The sequence below is a fragment of the Streptomyces sp. NPDC001914 genome (assembly GCF_042891215.1).
GTDB lineage: Bacteria > Actinomycetota > Actinomycetes > Streptomycetales > Streptomycetaceae > Streptomyces.
Genome location: NZ_JBIASW010000002.1, coordinates 804680 through 820175 on the forward strand (window position 1 = coordinate 804680; position 15496 = coordinate 820175).

Consider the following 15496-nt stretch of genomic DNA (forward strand, 5'->3'; position numbering starts at 1 on the left):
CGCCGTGATACGGTTGAAACACAACGGCGCGGGGTGGAGCAGCTCGGTAGCTCGCTGGGCTCATAACCCAGAGGTCGCAGGTTCAAATCCTGTCCCCGCTACTGAAGTCGAAGGCCCGGATCCATTTATGGATCCGGGCCTTCGACGTGTGACGCCACGCCGGGGCGCGCCGGTGACCTGCCGACTCGTGTGAAGTGCTACGACATGCGAGGGGAGTTGAGCGTTCTGTGTTTGACTTGTCTCTCTGTGGGCATGTCGACAAAACGCTGAAGTGACCTCACTGGCTGCGGTATACCAGGTGTACCCAGGTAGCAGGTGGTGCGACGATGGACGTTATGGGGGACAAGGCAACTCTGTTGGATACAGGGCGGTTTGCGCAGCCTGCCGACTTTGAGCAGCCTGCGGATCTCACGCAGCCTTCCGACCGGGACGAGACCGGCGAGGCTGCCGAGGAGGCGCGCCAGTGGTCGGCCGCGGAGGCCGGCGACGTCGAGGCGATGAGCGTCCTCGGTGCCATGCTGCTGCGCCGCGGCGATCTCGACGCTGCCGAACCGCAGTTGCGCGCGGCCACCGCCGCGGGTGACCGTGCCGCCGCCAACAATCTGGGTGTCCTCCTCTACCAGCGCGGATACGCCGACGAGGCCGCCGGATGGTGGCGGATCGCCGCCGTCGCCGGCAGTGCCGCCGCCGCGCACGCGCTCGGCCGGCACCACCGCGAGCGCGGTGACGAGCCCGCCGCCGAGTACTGGCTGCGTCAGTCCGCCGAACAGGGCCATGCCCTGGGCGCGTACGCTCTCGCCGATCTGCTGGAGCATCGTAGCGACGTGGGCGCCGAGCAGTGGATGCGGGCCGCCGCGGAGCGGGGGCACCGCGAGGCCGCGTACCGGCTGGCGCGCACGCTCGACCGCAAGGCCCTGGACTCGGGCGAGGCCGTGGGCGACAACGGTGTCATCGGCGCCGCCGGACAGGCCGCCGAGCAGTGGTACCGGCAGGCCGCCGCACGCGGACACCGCAGGGCCGCTCTGCATCTCGGGGCGATCCTGGAGAAGCGCGGCGATCTCAAGGAGGCCGGACGCTGGTACCTGACCTCCGCCAAGGACGGGGAGGCGCGTGCCGCGTGCGCCCTCGGATTCCTGCTGCGCGACGCCGGGGACCCGGACAGCGCCGCCGTGTGGTGGCTGCGGGCCGCGCAGGACGGGGACGGCAACGCCGCCAACGCGCTGGGCGCGCTGCACGCCGAGCGCGGTGAGACCCAGACCGCCGAGCGGTGGTACCGCGCCGCGATGGACGCGGGCGACGTGAACGGCGCGTACAACCTCGGGCTGCTCTGCGCCGAGCAGGGACGGACCGCGCAGGCCGAGCAGTGGTACCGCAGGGCCGCCTACGCCGGTCACCGTGAGGCCGCCAACGCCCTGGCGATCCTGCTGCTCCAGGTCGGTGACGCGGCCGGGGCCGAGCCCTGGTTCTCCAAGGCCGCGGAGGCCGGGAGCGTGGACGCCGCGTTCAACCTCGGCATCCTGCACGCCGGGCGCGCCACCGAGAGCGACGACGCCGCGGCGCTGCGCTGGTACGAGCGCGCGGCCGCCGCCGGTCACACGGAGGCGGCGCTCCAGGTGGGCATCGCGCGGCTGCGGGAGGGCGACGAGCCCGCTGCCGAGCGGCATCTGCGGTGCGCCGCGGGAGGGGGCAGCGCGGAGGCCGCCTACCGGCTCGCCGCCGTGCTCGACGCCCGGCGGCCCCCGGCGCCCGCGCACGAACTCGGTGAGCCCGCGCAGGAGAAGAGCGAGTGCGAGGAGTGGTACGAGCGGGCCGCGTCCCAGGGGCACCGGCGTGCGCAGGTGCGGGTCGGGATGCTGGCCGCGGCGCGGGGTGACGTGGTGGAGGCCGCTCGCTGGTACCGCGAGGCCGCCGAGGCCGGGTCGCGCAACGGCGCCTTCAACCTCGGGCTGCTGCTGGCGCGCGAGGGGAGCGAGCCGGAGGCGGCGCTGTGGTGGACCCGCGCGGCCGACGCGGGCCACGGACGCGCCGCGCTCCGCCTGGCGCTCGTGTACGCGCGGCGCGGGGAGCTGGCCGAGGGCCAGCGCTGGGCCGACCGGGCCGTGTCGCTGGGCCCGGTGGAGGTCGCCGAGCGGGCGGCGCGCCTGCGGGACGCCCTGCGGGAGGAACTGTCCGCCTGACGGCGGGCCGGGTGTCGGACGCCCGCGCAATGGATTTGCGCGGGCCACGGTCTTGACGTACTGTTCAGTTCATCGACGCGGGGTGGAGCAGCTCGGTAGCTCGCTGGGCTCATAACCCAGAGGTCGCAGGTTCAAATCCTGTCCCCGCTACTGAAGGCCGAGGGCCGGAATCCGAAAGGGTTCCGGCCCTCGGTGCGTTTGCGGGTCCGGTACGGAAAACACGGCCGCGAACGGTGAACTGTGAACGCCGGACGGAGATCGGGGCCCGGTTTCGGCGCGGAGCCGGCCGTGCGGGCGTTCGGCTGCCGCTGTGCCGCTGTGCCGCTGTGCCGCTGTGCCGCTGTGCCGCTGTGCCGCTATGCCGCGATGGCGGCGCAGTCGGGGCAGACGCCTCGGTAGGTCACCTCGACGTCCGACACGGTGAAGCCGAAGCGCTCCGAGTCGGGGAGGTCGCCGAGCGGGTTGCCGATCGGATGGACGTCGCGGATCGCCCCGCACCGGGCGCAGACCAGGTGGTGGTGCGGACGGTGCGCGTTCGGGTCGTACCGCTTGGCGCGCTTGTCCGTGGCCACCTCCAGCACCTCGCCGAGCGAGACGAGCTCACCCAGGGTGTTGTAGACGGTCGCCCGGGAGATCTCGGGCAGCTTGGCCACGGCGCGGGAGTGCACCTCGTCGGCCGTCAGATGGACGTGGTCGCCGTCGAGGACCTCGGCCACGACACGCCGCTGCGCGGTCATGCGCCATCCACGTCCGCGCAGTCGTTCCAACAGGTCACTCATACAGGTCAGCGTAACAGCAGGTGAACCAGATCCCGAATGGGTGTGATTTTAGATCTTGCCCTGACTTGGACAATGTCCATGATGGGGTCGGGTGCGGTCGGGTCCACTGTGTGCGGCGGGCCTGGACCCCTTGATCCGTCCGGGAGTCCAGGCCCGCCGAGTGTCCGGGCCGGACCCGGGGGCGTCTCAGGCCGGTACGTGCTGCCGGACGGGTGCCCAGCAGCGGATGATGTCGCGGACCGAGACGATGCCGACGGGGCCGCTGCCGTCGAGCACGATCAGGTGCCGGAAGCCGCCGTGCGACATCGCGGCCGCAGCCTCCTCCAGGGTCCAGGTGGGTGCCGCGAAGACGACGTCGGTGGTGGTGTGGCTGCCGGCGGTCTCTGAGTCCGGGTTCTGGCCGTGGGCGAGGGAGTTGAGGATGTCGCGCTCGGTGAGGATGCCGAGGCCGGAGGAGTCCTCGTCGAGGACCACCGCCGCGCCGACGTGACGTGCGGACATCAGGCGGGCCGCCTGTCGGAGGGTGTGTGCCGGGCCGATGGTGAGGACCACCGTGCTCATGGCGTCGCGGACGAGCATGGGCTGGAGCCACCTCCTCGGTGAACCGCGGGCTCCTCGACTCCGAGGCGGAGCGCAAAGAGAAGTGGTTCACAAGTTCACAAGTGGGGGAGCTCTCAGGGTCGCAGTTAAAGAGAGGGTCAACAAGGGGGCGCGTGCCGCGAGTTCGGGGGCGCCCGGGGTTGCTCGGCAGCCCCGGGGTCCGGCAGGGCCGCTCAGGCGCCCCGGGGGTACCGCCGGGGCCGGGGCGCCGTCCGAGGGTCCGCGACGTCGGTCCGGGACGTGTCGAGGTCGGTCCGGGACGTCGATACGTCCCGGCTCACGTCGCGGTCACGGCCGCGGCCCGTTCCTCAGTAGCGCTGATTCAGATAGCCGAGCATCTCGTCGTGGAGGAGGCCGTTCGACGCGGCCGCGTTGCCGCTGTGCGGGCCGGGGCGTCCGTCGAGGCCGGTGAACATGCCGCCCGCCTCGGTCACGATGATGGCGTTCGCCGCCATGTCCCAGAGCGACAGCTCGGGTTCGGCGCAGATGTCGACCGAGCCCTCGGCGACCATCATGTACGGCCAGAAGTCGCCGTAACCGCGGGTGCGCCAGACCGCCTTCGTGAGGTCGAGGAACCCGTCCAGGCGGCCCTGGTCCTCCCAGCCGGACAGCGAGGAGTAGGCGAAGGAGGCGTCGGCCGTCCGCGAGACGCTGGACACCCGCAGCCGGGTCGCGGAGGACAGGCTGCGCCCGGTGAACGCGCCGTGGCCCTTCGCCGCCCACCAGCGACGGCCGAGCGCGGGGGCGGAGACCACGCCGACGACCGGCTGGTAGCCGCCCTCGCCCGCCTCCATCAGGGAGATCAGCGTGGCCCACACGGGCACACCGCGGACGTAGTTCTTGGTGCCGTCGATCGGGTCGATGACCCAGCGGCGCGGGCCCGTGCCCTCGATGCCGTACTCCTCGCCGAGGACCGCGTCGCGCGGCCTGGCCCGCTGGAGATGACCCCGGATCAGTTCCTCGGCGGCCTTGTCCGCCTCGCTCACCGGCGTCATGTCCGGCTTCGTCTCGACCTTCAGGTCGAGCGCCTTGAAGCGGTCCATCGTCGCGGCGTCGGCGGCGTCCGCCAGGACATGGGCGAGGCGCAGGTCATCGCGGTAGTCGGGCATGGGTGAACCGTATCTGCCCGCGTCGGGACGGGGCTACACAGGACCGCCAGGTGATCACGGCGCCGACGCGCGTCCGGCCCCGCCGGCCCGGACGCGGAGCCGACCCACCCCGGACCCGTGTCCGGTCCGCCCGGGAGGCAGGACCGCCCTGGGCCGGCACGTACGCGGGCACCCGCCCCGGCGTGCGCGGCTTCGGTGTGCTCCTCTCGGGGGCGCCGCGACCCCTTGACAGTGCTCCCGCACGCGTCAAATCTGGCTCCAGAGCCGCTCGCCCCGAGGAGGCGATGATGCCCGCAGCGCGCGAATCGCTCTTGGACGCCGCCTATACGGCACTCGCGCGCAGGCCGTGGTCCGCGGTGCGGATGGTCGACGTGGCCGCGGTCGCCGGAGTGTCACGCCAGACGCTCTACAACGAGTTCGGGAGCAAGGAGGGCCTCGCGCGTGCCCTCGTACGGCGGGAGGCCGACGCCTATCTCGCCGGTGTCGACCGGGCCCTGGCCGCGCACACGGACGCGCGGGACCGGCTGGCCGCGATCGCCGAGTGGACCGCGTCCACGGCCCGCAGCAACGCGCTGGTGCGGGCGATGCTGACCGGATGCTGGAGCGAGCGGCTGCCCTCGCCCGCGCTGTCCGCCGTGCCCTCGTCGTCCGCGGTGCCCGCGCAGCGGCGGGCCGACGGACCGCTGCCCGCGCCCGCCGACTTCGTGGCACTGGTCCGCGACCGCGCGGTCGCGGCGCTCGCCCTGTCCCGGGCGGACGCCCCCGAGGTCGCACGGACCTGTGAACTGGTGGCCCGGCTCGCGTTGTCGTGTGTCGTCGCGCCGCCCGAGCGGGGCGGTGTCGCGGAGCTGGTCAGGACCGCGCTGGCGCCGTCCCAGCGGCTCGGCGTCTGAAGGGCCGGGTGCCTCGGGGCCCGACGGCGCCCGAGGGACGTGCGCTCAGTGCGCCGACCCCGACAGTTGCAGACCGATGACGCCGATGATGACCAGGCTGATCGAGACGATCTTGAGGACCGAGACCAGGTCGTCGAGGAAGATCATCCCGTAGATGGCGGTGCCGGCCGCGCCGATGCCGGTCCACACGGCGTAGGCGGGACCGACGTCGAGCTTCTTCAGGGAGAGGGTCAGCAGGCCGAAGCTGCCGAGCGCGAAGATGCAGAAGGCCACGGTGGGCCAGAATCTGGTGAAGCCGTGGGACAGCTTCAGACAGACGGCGAAGCCGGTTTCCAGCAGTCCCGCCACCACGACCAGCAGCCACGCCATGTCTTGTCCTCCCGCATCACACGTCGACTGCTCGGGGCCTGGGTGGGCTTCCTCCGACCTGCTCCGCCGGACAGGCCTCCGGCCGGTCCGGACCGGGTCGGAGCGATTATGCATTCACCGGCCCGGAGAAGCCCTTACCGACGGCGGGCGCACGCAAACACGGGGACGTCAGTCGCCCTCGCGGCGCTCGCGGGTGGCCAGCAGACGGCGCAGCGAGTACAGCCGCTGCGGGTCCGCGTGGCCGTCGGCCACCCACTGATCGAGCGCGCAGTCCGGCTCGTCGTGACTGCACGCCCGGGGGCAGCCCTCGGTGCCGGGTTCGAGATCGGGGAACGCGTGGATGACCCGGGACGGATCGACGTGGTTGAGGCCGAAGGACCGGACGCCCGGGGTGTCGATCACCCAGCCTCCGTCGCTGCCCGCCAGGGGCAGCGCCAGCGCCGAGGTCGTCGTGTGCCGGCCGCGGCCCGTGACCGCGTTGACGTGACCGGTCGTCCGGCGCCGCTCGGGCGGCACCAGCGCGTTCACCAGGGTCGTCTTGCCGACGCCCGAATGGCCGACGAACGCCGTGATCCTGCCGTCCAGATGCTCGCGCACACGGTCGGCGGCGGCCTCGCTGCGCAGCTCCTCTCGGCTGGTCACCACGTACGGGATGTCCAGCGCGCCGTACAGCTCCAGGAACTTGTCCGGCGGGGCCAGGTCGGACTTGGTGAGGACCAGGAGCGGGGTCAGACCGCCGTCGAAGGCGGCGACCAGACAGCGGTCGATCAGCCGGGGGCGCGGCTCGGGGTCCGCGAGGGCGGTGACGATGGCGAGCTGGTCGGCGTTGGCGACGACCACGCGCTCGTACGGGTCGTCGTCGTCGGCCGTGCGGCGCAGCACCGAGGCGCGCGGCTCGATGCGGACGATGCGGGCGAGGGTGTCCTTCTCGCCGGACAGGTCGCCGACGATGGCCACCCGGTCGCCGACGACGGCGGCCTTGCGGCCCAGTTCGCGTGCCTTCATCGCCACCACGGCACGGTCCTCGACCAGACAGGTCAGCCGGCCGCGGTCGACCGTGAGGACCATGCCCTCGACGGCCTCCTCGTGCTTGGGGCGGATGTTCGTACGCGGACGGTTGCCCTTGCGGTTCGGCCGCTGGCGGATGTCGTCCTCGTCGGTGTGCTTGCCGTAACGGCGCATGATCCAGGTCCGCCCGTCAGTTCCCGAGCATCCCGGTCCACAGGTCGGGGAAGTCGGGCAGGGTCTTCGCCGTCGTCGCCACGTTCTCGATCTGGACGCCCTCCACCGCCAGCCCGATGATCGCGCCGGCCGTCGCCATGCGGTGGTCGTCGTACGTGTGGAAGATGCCGCCGTGCAGCCGGCGCGGCCGGATGTGCAGGCCGTCGGCCGTCTCGGTGACGTCGCCGCCGAGTTCGTTGATCTCCTTGGTGAGCGCGGCCAGCCGGTCCGTCTCGTGCAGCCGCAGATGGGCCACGCCCCGCAGGGTGGAGGGGGAGTCGGCCAGCGCCGCGACGGCCGCGATGCCGGGGGTGAGCTCACCGACCTCGCCGAGGTCCACGTCGATACCGTGGATGGCACCCGAACCGGTGAACTGCAGTCCGGCCTCGGTCAGTTCGCAGGAACCACCCATCTCGGTGAAGATCTCCCGCAGCCGGTCGCCGGGCTGCGTGGTGTGGGCGGGCCAGTCGGGGATCACGACCGTGCCGCCGGTCACCAGCGCCGCCGCCAGGAACGGCTGGGCGTTCGACAGGTCCGGCTCGATGATCAGGTCACGGCCGAGCAGCGCGCCCGGCGTCACCCGCCACACGTTCGGCTCACCGCCCGACTCCGGGGTGTCCACCTGGGCGCCGACCGCGCGCAGCATGTCCACGGTCATCCGGATGTGCGGCATGGACGGGAGCGTCGAGCCGGTGTGCCGGACCTCGACACCCTGGTTGAAGCGCGGGGCGGAGAGCAGCAGGGCGGACACGAACTGGGAGGACGACGAGGCGTCGATCTCCACCGGGCCGCCGTCCAGGGCACCGCCGCCGTGGACCGTCAGCGGCAGCGCGCCGCGGGCGTCGTCGTCGATCCGGGCGCCGAGCAGGCGCAGCGCGTCGATCACGCCGTGCAGCGGACGCTCGTACGACCGCGGGTCGCCGTCGAAGCGGATGGGGCCGTCCGCGAGCGCGGCCACGGGGGGAAGGAAGCGCATGACGGTGCCGGCGTTGCCGACGTCGACCGTGGCCGGGCCGCGCAGGCCGGAGGGGATGACACGCCAGGCCTCGCCGGAGGCGTCCGGGCCCGCCGCGACCGTCGAGCTGGAGGCGACGGTCTCCTCGATGCCGACGCCCATCGCGCGGAGCGCGCCGGCCATCAGCAGGGTGTCGCGGGAACGCAGCGGGCGGCGCAGCCAGCCCGGCTCGGAGGCCAGCGCGGCCAGGACGAGGGCGCGGTTGGTGACCGACTTGGACCCCGGCACGTGAACCGTCGCGTCGACGGCTCCGCTCGCGTGCGGGGCTGGCCAGAGAGCGGTGTGGGCGGGGTTCACGGTCATGCGCCCCACTTTAGTGGCAGCGCGCCGGGCAGCCGCGGGTCCGTCACCGCCGGTCACGCCCGCCCGGGGGAGCGGGGCGGGGCACTGCTCCGCGGCCCGGCGGACGTGCCGCGGCACAAGCGAGGACCCACCGGCCGGCACCGGGACCCTCGGCAGGACGTCACCCTTCCCCGGAGCGGGAGATCAGGTTCCCCAGACCGGGAGATCGGGCCGTGCGGACAGGACCCCGCAGCTCACGGCCGCAGCGGCCCGAAACCCAGGTTCACGGACCGGGCAGGCGGCGACGGGGGCTCACCACCGCGGATCCTCGCGGCCCGGTCCCGGCAGGCGATGCCGCAGCCCACACCCCGGAAGCCGGATCCTCGCGGCCCGGTCCCGGCAGGCGATGCCGCAGCCCCCACCCCGGAAGCCGGAACCTCGCGGCCCGGTCCCGGTGGGCGACGGCGTTGCTCACGCCCCGGCGGCCAAAACCCCGCGGCTCACAGGGCCAGCAGCCAGCGGCCGCCGCCCATCAGTGAGCACAGCGACACGGCGTGGAAGAGGAACAGCCACAGCCCGGCCGGTACGTGGGTCAGCCGCGAGAGCTGGTCGGCGTCGGAGTCGCCCGCGCCGCCGCGCCGCCGCTTCGCCTGGAGTTCGAAGGCGGGGCGGACACCGCCGAGGAGCAGGAACCACACCACGGCGTACGCGAACGCGGCCTGCACCTGGGGTCCGGCGAGCCAGGACACCAGCAGGAAGGTGCCGCCGGTGAGGATCACGGTGAGCGCGCCGTACGCGTTGCGGATCATCACCAGCATGGCGACGAGCAGGGCCGTGGCCACCCACAGCAGCAGGGTGATGTGGCCCGCGCCGAGCAGCGCGGCGCCGCCGAGCCCGAGCAGCGGGGGAGCGGTGTAGCCCGCCGCCGCCGTGAGGATCATGCCGAGGCCGGTCGGTTTGCCGCGGCTGACCGTGAGGCCGCTGGTGTCGGAGTGCAGCCGGATACCGCTGAGACTGCGCCCGGTGAGCAGGGCGACCAGGCCGTGGCCGCCCTCGTGCGCGATGGTGATGGCGTTGCGGGATATGCGCCAGACTCCGTGCGGGACGACCGCCGCGAGGGCCGCGACCAGGGTGGCGATCACCACCCACAGGTCGGGGTCAGGCTGGGTGCCGAAAACCTCGTCCCACAGGGAGCTGAGCGAGGCCAGCGAGGTGGATGCGGTGCTGTCCATTGTCGGCGGTGGCTCCCTTTCGCGGCGCGGAATCTGGCAGTGTTGCACGTATGTGCGGACGGTATGCAGCCAGTCGTGGACCCGAGGATCTCGCAGCAACCTTTGAGGTCGAGAAGTGGGAGCCGGAAGAGACCTTGGCGCCCGACTACAACGTGGCCCCGACCAAGGAGGTCTACGTCGTCCTCGACCGCCCTGTGAAGGACGCCGACAGCCCGAGGCCGGTTCGCCAGCTGCGCAAGCTCAAGTGGGGACTGGTCCCGTCCTGGTCCAAGACGCCCGAGGGCGCCGCCCGGATGATCAACGCGCGCGCCGAGACGGTGCACGAGAAGCCCTCGTACCGCCGCGCCTTCAGCGCCCGGCGCTGCATCGTCCCCGCCGACGGCTACTACGAGTGGGTCACCGCAAGTGCCGAGCGCGAGCTGGAGGTCGAGGGCAGGAAGAAGCGCCCGCGCAAGCAGCCGTACTTCGTGACGCCGGCGGACGGATCGGTGTTCGCGATGGCGGGTCTCTACGAGTTCTGGCGGGACCGGACGCTGCCGGACGAGCACCCGCTGGCCTGGTGGGTGACCTGCTCGGTCATCACGACCGAGGCGGAGACGGCACCGCTCGCGGTGGGCCCCGCCGAGGGTCCGCGAGCGCTGGCCGACATCCACCCCCGGATGCCCCTGATGCTCACCCCCGACCGCTGGGACCACTGGCTCGACCCCTCCCGCACCGATCCGGACGAGCTCCGTGACCTGCTCGCGCCGCCGCCCACCGGGCTGATGCGCGCCTATCCCGTGTCCACCGCGGTCAGCAACGTCCGCAACAACGGCGCGGAGCTGCTGAAGGAGCTGGAGGGGCCCGAGGAGGGCACACTCTTCTGACCGGACTCTTCTGACCCGGGGAGCGCGCCCTTCCGGCCCTCCGACCCGAAGAGGATCGCGCCCCTCCGACCCGAAGAGGATCGCGCCCCTCCGACCCGAAGAGGATCGCACCCTTCCGGCCCGAAGAGGATCAGCGCCCTTCCGACGTGACGAGGATCAGCGACGTGAGCGAGACCATCGAGACCGAGGCCGGTACGGCGCGGATCACCTGGCACCGGGCGGCGGGGGCGCGGCTCGTTCTCGCCGTGAGTCATGGCGCGGGCGGCGGGATCGAGGCCCGGGACCTGCGGGCGCTGGCCGAGGTGCTTCCCTCCCACGGGGTGAGCGTGGCACTCGTCGAACAGCCCTGGCGGGTGGCCGGGAAGAAGGTGGCCCCGGCACCGAAGACGCTGGACGTCGGATGGCGGGGCGTGTGGCCGGCGCTGGCGGAGCAGGGGCTGCCCGTGGTCTCCGGGGGCCGCAGCGCCGGAGCCCGGGTCGCGTGCAGGACCGCCGTTGAGCTGGGCGCCGCCGCGGTGCTCGCCCTGAGCTTTCCCCTGCACCCGCCGGGCCGGCCGGAGAAGTCCCGCGCCGCCGAGCTGCTCGGCGCGGGGGTGCCCACGCTCGTCGTCCAGGGCGGCAACGACCCGTTCGGCCGACCGGAGGAGTTCCCGCCGGGCTCGTACGAGCTGGTCGAAGTGCCCCACGGAGATCACGGCTTCGCCGTCCCGAAGCGGGCTCCGCTCGGCGAGGAGGAGGCGCTGAAGATCATCACGGACGGTGTCGCAGGGTGGGCCGCGTCACTCGGGTGACGCCCGGGAATGCGGGGTGACGGACTTCTGTTGTGCGGATCAGACAGCACGCGACGTGCTGCACCGTTCGTACGAGAGGAAGTCCGCCGCATGGGTTCGACCTTCTGCCCGAGCCGCAGCAGCCGCGCTGACCTGGACTGGACGGTGCTGCACGCGGGCAAGAACGCCCCGATTCGGGCGGCGGGCGGACATGATGTTCGTCTATCCTCCGATTCCAGTGGGACCGGTCTCGGTCTCGCTACGTCGCTGGAGGAGGTGGGTCCGGTCACTGGGACCGACGCAGGGACCGAAAACGGCCAGGCGGAGCAGCCCGAGGGCCGGGGCACGAGCGACGCGTCGGCGGAGACCTCCGCCGAGCGCACCGCGCGCTTCGAGCGGGACGCGCTCGAATTCCTCGACCAGATGTACTCGGCCGCGCTGCGCATGACGCGCAATCCGGCCGACGCCGAGGACCTGGTTCAGGAGACGTACGCCAAGGCGTACGCCTCGTTCCACCAGTTCCGCGAGGGCACGAACCTCAAGGCGTGGCTGTACCGCATTCTCACCAACACCTTCATCAACTCGTACCGCAAGAAGCAGCGCGAACCCCAGCGCAGCGCGGCCGAGGAGATCGAGGACTGGCAGCTCGCGCGCGCCGAGTCGCACATGTCGACCGGCCTCCGTTCCGCCGAGTCGCAGGCGCTCGACCACCTGCCCGACTCCGACGTGAAGGAAGCGCTGCAGGCGATCCCCGAGGAATTCCGCATCGCCGTCTATCTCGCGGACGTAGAGGGCTTTGCGTACAAGGAGATCGCGGACATCATGGGGACACCCATCGGTACGGTGATGTCCCGGCTGCACCGGGGCCGTCGCCAACTGCGCGGCATGCTGGAGGACTACGCCCGTGACCGCGGGCTGGTCCCCGCCGGCGCCGGAGAGTCGAACGAAGCGAAAGGCTCGGGCTCATGAGCTGCGGAGAGCCGCACGAGACGGATTGCAGTGAGGTACTCGATCATCTGTACGAGTTCCTCGATCATGAGATGCCGGACGCGGACTGCACCAAGTTCGAGGTCCACTTCGAGGAGTGCTCTCCGTGCCTGGAGAAGTACGGCCTCGAACAGGCCGTGAAGAAGCTGGTCAAGCGGTGCTGCGGCCATGACGACGTGCCCACCGACCTGCGGGCCAAGGTCATGGGCCGCATCGATCTGATCCGCTCCGGACAGACCGTGCCCGAGCACGACGTGACCGCGACGGCCCAGGAGTCCTGAGCCCCGCGGCGCTGCGCCGCCGGAGGGCCGCGTTCACGGCGGCGCTCCGCCGCCAGGGTCCGCGCTCACGCCGGCGAAGTCTCCCGGCTCTCCGTTTAATCACCCGAACGTGCTAATCCGCGGGCCTGGAGCCCGCGGATTAGCGCATACCCGTCCCCGTTTCCCTCCTCCCGCCCTAGGCTCCGAGCCTGAGAACAGGGGAGGTACGGGGGAGGTACGGGGATGGGTTCGGTTCCGGCGTGGGCCCGTGCGTACGTGGCCGGTGTCGCCCTCCTCGCACTCGCCTGCCTCGCTCCCCTGCCGCACCTGGACGTGCCCTGGGAGATCGTCGCGCTGCTGGCCCTGCTGTACGCGGGCTGCGAGCGCCTCACCCTGCGGCTCCGGCCGCACGGAACCGGCGCGCCCGGCGACACCGCACACGGGACGGGCACCTTCCTCCCCGTCCTGCTGGCCGGCGCCTTCCTGCTCCCCCCGCCCGCAGTCGCCCTCGTCGCGCTGCCCGGGGCACTGCTCGCCCCGGTCGAACAGCGCCCGCGCGGCCCGCGCCGGGTCTGGCGCGCCGCCCAGCTCGCCGTCGCCGTCTGGGCGGCGTCCCGGGTGTTCGGCGTGCTCGGCGGCCGGGACGCGCTCGACACGCCCGACTTCCCCTACGCGCTCGTGCCCGCCGGGGCCGCGGTGCTCACCTTCTGCGCCGCGCTCACCGTCCTCGACGGCGGGATCCTCGCCCTGGCCGAACGCGCCCCCGTGCGCGGTGCCTGGCACGGACTCTTCGCGCGCTCGCTGGCCCCGGTCGCCGTGCACGGCCTCGCCGGACTGATGATGGCGGTGCTCTGGCGCAGCCCGTACGGGCCCGTCTCCGCGCTCCTCGTCCTGCTGCCGATGTACGTGTCCTGCTGGGTCTTCGCCCAGTACCACCGCGAACGGGCCGCCCACCAGGCCACCATCCGCGCCCTCGTCCAGGCCGTCGACATCAAGGACGGCTACACCCGCGGACACAGCGAGCGGGTCGGCCGGGCGTCCGTGATGATCGCCCGCGAGCTGGGCATGCACGACGAGCGCGTCGAGGTGCTGCGGTTCGCCGGCATCCTGCACGACGTCGGCAAACTCGGCGTCCCCACCCGGCTGCTGCGCAAGGACGGACCGCTGACCCCCGAGGAGCGGCGGGTCATCGAACTGCATCCCGAGTACGGGCACGAGATGGTCCGCGGGATCGGGTTCCTCGGCGAGGCCCGCTCGGCGATCCTGCACCACCACGAGCGGCTGGACGGGAGCGGATATCCGTACGGTCTCGCGGGGCCGCAGATCCCGGAGTTCGCCCGTGTGGTGGCCGTCGCCGACGCCTTCGACGCGATGACGTCGACCCGCTCCTACCGCAGGGCCCGCCCGGTGCGCGCGGCGCTGGACGAACTGGGCCGGTGCGCGGGCACCCAGTTCGACCCCCGGATGGTTGCGGCGCTGGTGCGCGCGCTCGACCGGCACGGCTGGCATCCCGCGGTGACCGCGGACACCGCCCCCGCGGGTGTGACCGGCATGCCGCCGGCGCATCCCTCCGACACCGTCGGGCGGGGCGCGCCGTGAGCACCACCGCCTCCCGTCGGGAGGCCCCCGCCCGTGCCGCCCGACCCGCGCCGGCCGGAAGGGCCCCGGCCCTGCTCACCGCGGTGCGCGCCCTCGCCCTCGGCCTCGCGTTCTTCGCCCTCGGCGTCACCCTCTGGGAGGGAATCGACCAGCGCGGCACGGCGCTGGCCTTCGGCCTGCTCATAGCCGTCGGCGAGCTCGCCCGGTGGAGCGGGGCCGAGCAGCGCGAGTCCGCGCCCCTCGGAGCCGCCGGAGCCCTCGCGTACGCGCTGCTCGGCGAGAACGCCGGACACCGCACCGACCACGGAGTCCTCCAGGTCGTCGCCGTGGTCGTGGCGGCGGCGCTGGTCGGGTGCGTTCCGCACGTGGCGCGGGGGGACGGGCCGACGCCCGACCATCTCGCCCGCCGCGTCCTGACCGTCGCCTTCGCCGCCGTCTGCTTCCAACCCCTCTATGACCGGGGCAGGTTGCTGGAGTGGAGCGGCTCGGCCCAGGCCCTGCTGCTGGTCGCGCTGCTGGTTCTCACCACCCTGTGGGACGCCGTGCTCGCCGCGGCCACGGCCCACGCGCGGACCCGGTGGCCGTTCGGGCCGCTGCTGCGCGACGAACTGCGGGCCACCCTCGGGATCGGCTCGGCCGTGTGCGCGACCGGGGCCGTGATGGCGCTCGCGGTCGCGGTGGTCGGACTGTGGGCGCTGCCCGTCTTCTCGCTGCCGCTGCTGCTCACCCAGCTCTCCTTCCGGCGCTACGCGGCCGTGCGGGTCACCTACCGGCAGACGATCGCCTCCCTCGCGCGTGCGACCGAGATCGCCGGGTACACACCGGCCGGGCACGCCCGCCGGGTGGCCGCCCTCAGCCGGGCCGTCGGCCGCGAGCTGGGCCTGTCCGAGCCCGACCTGACCGTCCTGGAGTACGCGGCGCTGATGCACGACATCGGGCAGCTCAGCCTCGTCGACCCCGTACCGGCCGGTGCCACCGCCGCGCTCCCGGCCGCCGAGCAGCGGCGCATCGCGCTGCTCGGCGGCGCCGTCGTACGGCAGACCGGGGTGGAGTCCGAGGTCGCCGTCGTGGTGGAGCGGCAGGCGGACCCGTACCGGGACCAGCCGGTCACCGCGCGCATCGTGCGGACGGTGAACGCATACGAGGAGATGGCCCGGGCAGCAGGGCCCACAGGGCCGCTGACCGCGCTGGAGCGACTGCGCCTGGCCACCGCCCGCGACTACCAGCCGGAGGTCGTGGAGTCACTGGCCCGGGTCCTGTTCCGGGCCGGTCTGACCTTGCCCGGAGCTGGGTAACCCATGGGTAATGAGCGGCCGTCCGAAGGTACGTGGTTGGAT

At 72.7% G+C, this 15496-nt stretch carries 15 protein-coding genes and 2 tRNA genes; 10 read left to right on the forward strand and 7 right to left on the reverse strand.

Annotated elements, in window-relative coordinates; genetic code table 11:
• The first annotated feature begins 27 nt into the window (after positions 1-27).
• The 3 genes from ACFYYF_RS08585 (at position 28) to ACFYYF_RS08595 (ending at position 2327) form a co-directional block, all read left to right on the forward strand.
• Positions 28-101, forward strand: a tRNA-Met gene (locus ACFYYF_RS08585).
• A 225-nt stretch (positions 102-326) separates the two neighbouring features.
• Positions 327-2177: a sel1 repeat family protein gene (locus ACFYYF_RS08590; protein ID WP_365479907.1), complete on the forward strand. Its 1851-nt coding sequence runs from the start codon at positions 327-329 to the stop codon at positions 2175-2177.
• Between the two features lie 76 nt (positions 2178-2253).
• Positions 2254-2327 (forward strand) — tRNA-Met (locus tag ACFYYF_RS08595).
• A gap of 206 nt (positions 2328-2533) precedes the next feature.
• Here the strand turns inward: ACFYYF_RS08595 and ACFYYF_RS08600 are convergent.
• From ACFYYF_RS08600 to hisN, 3 genes are all read right to left on the reverse strand, one after another.
• Positions 2534-2956, reverse strand: coding sequence for a Fur family transcriptional regulator (locus ACFYYF_RS08600; RefSeq protein ID WP_365479905.1), 423 nt, complete (start codon positions 2954-2956; stop codon positions 2534-2536).
• Between the two features lie 186 nt (positions 2957-3142).
• A complete protein-coding gene (locus ACFYYF_RS08605) occupies positions 3143-3535 on the reverse strand; it encodes a CBS domain-containing protein (protein WP_355775182.1) in 393 nt (130 codons plus the stop codon).
• Positions 3536-3864: 329 nt separating this feature from the next.
• A complete protein-coding gene (gene hisN, locus ACFYYF_RS08610; protein WP_361690180.1) occupies positions 3865-4665 on the reverse strand; it encodes a histidinol-phosphatase in 801 nt (266 codons plus the stop codon).
• A 287-nt stretch (positions 4666-4952) separates the two neighbouring features.
• Between hisN and ACFYYF_RS08615 the strand changes: the two genes are divergently transcribed.
• The gene (locus ACFYYF_RS08615; protein WP_388772720.1) at positions 4953-5558 is read left to right on the forward strand and encodes a TetR/AcrR family transcriptional regulator; all 606 of its coding nucleotides are present in this window, start codon (positions 4953-4955) and stop codon (positions 5556-5558) included.
• Between the two features lie 45 nt (positions 5559-5603).
• On the opposite strand, the gene ACFYYF_RS08620 is transcribed toward ACFYYF_RS08615, so the two are convergent.
• The 4 genes from ACFYYF_RS08620 to ACFYYF_RS08635 all read right to left on the reverse strand — a co-directional run bounded on the left by ACFYYF_RS08620 (position 5604) and on the right by ACFYYF_RS08635 (position 9677).
• The gene (locus ACFYYF_RS08620; protein ID WP_361690174.1) at positions 5604-5927 is read right to left on the reverse strand and encodes a multidrug efflux SMR transporter; all 324 of its coding nucleotides are present in this window, start codon (positions 5925-5927) and stop codon (positions 5604-5606) included.
• Positions 5928-6095: 168 nt separating this feature from the next.
• Complete coding sequence (gene rsgA / locus ACFYYF_RS08625) at positions 6096-7109, reverse strand: ribosome small subunit-dependent GTPase A (protein ID WP_361690171.1); 1014 nt, start codon at positions 7107-7109, stop codon at positions 6096-6098.
• A gap of 16 nt (positions 7110-7125) precedes the next feature.
• Positions 7126-8466 (reverse strand): 3-phosphoshikimate 1-carboxyvinyltransferase, encoded by a 1341-nt coding sequence (gene aroA / locus ACFYYF_RS08630; protein ID WP_355771410.1) that lies wholly within the window; start codon positions 8464-8466, stop codon positions 7126-7128.
• Positions 8467-8945: 479 nt separating this feature from the next.
• Positions 8946-9677, reverse strand: a complete 732-nt coding sequence (locus ACFYYF_RS08635; protein ID WP_388772723.1) for a M50 family metallopeptidase — start codon at positions 9675-9677, stop codon at positions 8946-8948.
• 50 nt (positions 9678-9727) lie between these two features.
• Between ACFYYF_RS08635 and ACFYYF_RS08640 the strand changes: the two genes are divergently transcribed.
• From ACFYYF_RS08640 to ACFYYF_RS08665, 6 genes are all read left to right on the forward strand, one after another.
• Entirely contained in the window at positions 9728-10543 is an 816-nt protein-coding gene (locus ACFYYF_RS08640) for an SOS response-associated peptidase (RefSeq protein WP_361690165.1), read from the forward strand.
• A 164-nt stretch (positions 10544-10707) separates the two neighbouring features.
• The gene (locus ACFYYF_RS08645) at positions 10708-11334 is read left to right on the forward strand and encodes an alpha/beta family hydrolase (protein WP_388772725.1); all 627 of its coding nucleotides are present in this window, start codon (positions 10708-10710) and stop codon (positions 11332-11334) included.
• Positions 11335-11589: 255 nt separating this feature from the next.
• Complete coding sequence (sigR, locus tag ACFYYF_RS08650) at positions 11590-12282, forward strand: RNA polymerase sigma factor SigR (protein WP_361690159.1); 693 nt, start codon at positions 11590-11592, stop codon at positions 12280-12282.
• Complete coding sequence (gene rsrA, locus ACFYYF_RS08655; RefSeq protein WP_103548068.1) at positions 12279-12581, forward strand: mycothiol system anti-sigma-R factor; 303 nt, start codon at positions 12279-12281, stop codon at positions 12579-12581. The genes sigR and rsrA overlap by 4 nt, the downstream gene beginning before the upstream one ends.
• A gap of 222 nt (positions 12582-12803) precedes the next feature.
• Positions 12804-14159 (forward strand): HD-GYP domain-containing protein, encoded by a 1356-nt coding sequence (locus ACFYYF_RS08660; protein WP_388772729.1) that lies wholly within the window; start codon positions 12804-12806, stop codon positions 14157-14159.
• A gap of 71 nt (positions 14160-14230) precedes the next feature.
• Positions 14231-15454, forward strand: coding sequence for an HD domain-containing protein (locus ACFYYF_RS08665; RefSeq protein ID WP_388772995.1), 1224 nt, complete (start codon positions 14231-14233; stop codon positions 15452-15454).
• Positions 15455-15496: the final 42 nt, after the last annotated feature.